The organism is Sodalis-like endosymbiont of Proechinophthirus fluctus, assembly GCF_001602625.1.
GTDB lineage: Bacteria > Pseudomonadota > Gammaproteobacteria > Enterobacterales > Enterobacteriaceae.
This window is the reverse complement of sequence record NZ_LECR01000003.1, coordinates 346-2,921: the sequence shown is the minus strand read 5'-3', so window position 1 is coordinate 2,921 and position 2,576 is coordinate 346. Positions and strand designations below refer to the sequence as shown.

The 2,576-nt window shown below is 50.6% G+C and carries 2 protein-coding genes and 4 pseudogenes; 4 read left to right on the top strand and 2 right to left on the bottom strand.

Annotated features, from left to right (window positions below):
* The 3 genes and pseudogenes from BG74_RS15325 to BG74_RS09695 form a co-directional block, all read left to right on the top strand.
* Positions 1 to 380, top strand: a pseudogene (locus tag BG74_RS15325) (TSUP family transporter); the annotation flags it as partial.
* A 121-nt stretch (positions 381 to 501) separates the two neighbouring features.
* The gene (locus BG74_RS15320) at positions 502 to 618 is read left to right on the top strand and encodes an elongation factor P hydroxylase (protein WP_369678476.1); all 117 of its coding nucleotides are present in this window, start codon (positions 502 to 504) and stop codon (positions 616 to 618) included.
* A 401-nt stretch (positions 619 to 1,019) separates the two neighbouring features.
* Positions 1,020 to 1,190: pseudogene (locus tag BG74_RS09695) on the top strand (YfcL family protein); the annotation flags it as partial.
* 143 nt (positions 1,191 to 1,333) lie between these two features.
* Here the strand turns inward: BG74_RS09695 and BG74_RS11990 are convergent.
* Together BG74_RS11990 and BG74_RS19245 are read right to left on the bottom strand one after the other, a co-directional pair.
* Positions 1,334 to 1,504, bottom strand: a complete 171-nt coding sequence (locus tag BG74_RS11990; protein ID WP_187202447.1) for a hypothetical protein — start codon at positions 1,502 to 1,504, stop codon at positions 1,334 to 1,336.
* A 44-nt stretch (positions 1,505 to 1,548) separates the two neighbouring features.
* Positions 1,549 to 1,665, bottom strand: a pseudogene (locus BG74_RS19245) (MnmC family methyltransferase); the annotation flags it as partial.
* A 724-nt stretch (positions 1,666 to 2,389) separates the two neighbouring features.
* Between BG74_RS19245 and BG74_RS00290 the strand changes: the two are divergent.
* Positions 2,390 to 2,576, top strand: a pseudogene (locus BG74_RS00290) (beta-ketoacyl-ACP synthase I); the annotation flags it as partial.

Here is a 2,576-nt window from a genome sequence, read left to right as displayed (position 1 = left end):
TTCGCCCTGGTGGTGGGCTGACGGCTGCGTGGTTTTTTACGATGGTTTTTTTGGGCCCGGCGCCAGTTCATTTTACGCGCTGGCCTTTGTTATGCTAAGCGGGCATAACCTCGCCACTAAACACTACAACTTTATGAATTTTAATTATAATTTAGGATATCTAGTGCTGTTTGTCCTCTCGGGAAAAGTGATATGGGCGGGGTCGGTCGGGCGATGCTGGCGGGGCAAATTCTGGGGGCACAAGCTCGGTGCCCCGCAAGGTGCTGGCGAAAGGGTAGTAGTTGATCCGGCTGATGATCTTGGCAGTGTCGCTGCTGGTGAGTATTAAACTGATTTATGACAATCACGGTACCAATATTGCACACTGGCTGGCTGTGTGGCTGTATAAGGTAAAGAATGTCCATTCAAACCCATTATTATCAGCAGTTATATTAACGCCTTCGACGGCTGTTTCGCCGACACGCTGAATACACCGTTAATTAACAGCATCGAAGATGCCTTATTATTTATTCACCGACGACATGGCGCCCTATCATCGCATCATTTTCTCCCACAGCTATTCATACCAGCGCGCTACACGAAATAGCCCATTGGTGCATTGCTGGCGCTCGCTGCTGACGGCTTTTGGTTAATTTCGGCTACTTATTATTGTCCTGACATTGTCCTGACTGGCATGATGCCAACACGCAGGAATGGTTTGAGAGCACCGAAATTAAACCGCAGGCACGCGGGCGCTGGAGTAGATGTTTTGCGTCGCGCCACCGACCTCCCTTTTCATGTCAGCTGCGATAATCTCAATGGAGACTGAGATCCTGATCGCATTTTATTCCAGCGGCAGGTGCATGTGCACAGGTCAGATTGAATCTGGAAAATGGGGTGAGGTAAGGGCCACGCCAGGCGGCGGCATTTATACAGACGCTGTATTGCTATTATTACAAGCCACCGCTAGCGCAAAGGGCAGTACCCCTTTTCCATTAGAACTTAACGAATAATATTACAACATCACCAAGAGGATGAGTATGATCGCGGATTTTGAAGCACGCATTCTAGCGCAGATTGACGAAATGGTTGAGTATATCAGTGATGATAAACTGTTCTCCGGCGGCTATCTGCGCGGTCACCTGACGCTGGCGATCGTGGAAACCGAACAGAACGGAGAGTATACTCCGGAGGTGCTGCATAGCCGGGTGTAGGCACACGATGTGGCAAACCCTCTATCAGCGCGCTGTGGACCGCGTTATGTACGCCGCAACACGCCTGCTGGCCGCTGATCCACCTTATCCAGCCAAGGTGCCTCCGGCAGGCAATCCCGCAGCCGCTGCAGATTTTGCTGCTATTCGCTTTCACGATAATCCTTACCAGCGTCGCCTCGCTGATAACTGGCACCCAGGCAATGTCTGGCATTACCAAGGCCGATAATTGCCACATCATTGGGAGAAACAATCGTGGGATGGGCATACCAGGGTGCGCCGCCGGGGATGGGGACGCGGCAAGCACGTGCCAATAAATATCTCCCGCATACAGCCGAATCCTCCAAACCTTCGCTACGGCGAATCCGGCCTGCTGAAGCTCGCGGCGAACAAAATCGGCGGTGGTAAAGGTAGCGAAATTACCTGTGTAGGTGCCGCTAACCTGGCTATGGCAGCAAACAGCGTTTCTCGCCATATATCGAGGTTTTTCTCCGGCACGGCGCCATCGAGAAACTAGGTATGATAGCCAAGGCTGGAAATCCAGCTCCAGAATCATGCGTTGACATTGCCGAAGCTGATATCGAGAATGACTCGGCCCTACGTCAGCACCAGACATTGATACCCGGAAAAAGGCTGCGTACAGAGGGTTTACAGTTCGCGTACCAATGACGCTAGATCTTCCCACGGCTCAAGCACGCTACGTAAGTCCTCCGGACCTAGCGGGAATTTCTCAAAGCTGATGAAATGCAGACGCCGTGCGCCTGTTATTGGCTGTTGCTGGTAAATGGTTGGGCAAAAGCTTGCTATAACACCAAAAATTGAGGTCGATGCTAAACCCGGTTTCTGCCACCACGAAGACTGGGCGCGAATGACGGCTAAAGCGGGCGGTAAAGCTGTTTCTATTGAGAAAAACACGGCAAGTTTCAGCCAGGGGGGGACCATCCTGATTGGAAAAGTAAATGTCATCAAATTTTGGGAATACAGATGTATCTTGTTCGTTCCAGCACACTACGGCGGCAGGTATAATAGAGTGGCGGTTCACGGCAGGGAAAGTGGCATAATTCTAGCGACGCGGGCTTTCCAGTGCAAATTTTGCTAACATCTACTGGTCGGGCTTGTTTAGCTTACATCTGTAAGCTAAAGTGCGTCGTAAGCTAAAGTGCGTGATCGAAACTCAAATATTATTCAAGAGGTATTAAATGAAACGTGCTGTGATTACCGGCCTGGGGATATTATCAAGTATCGGTAACGACCAAAAAGAAGTCCTGGCTTCGTTGCAACAAGGCCGCTCCGGGATTACCTTTTCCCAGGAATTAAAAGATTCCGGTATGCGCAGCCACGTCTGGGGCAATATTAAACTCGATACTACCGGGCTGATTGATCGCA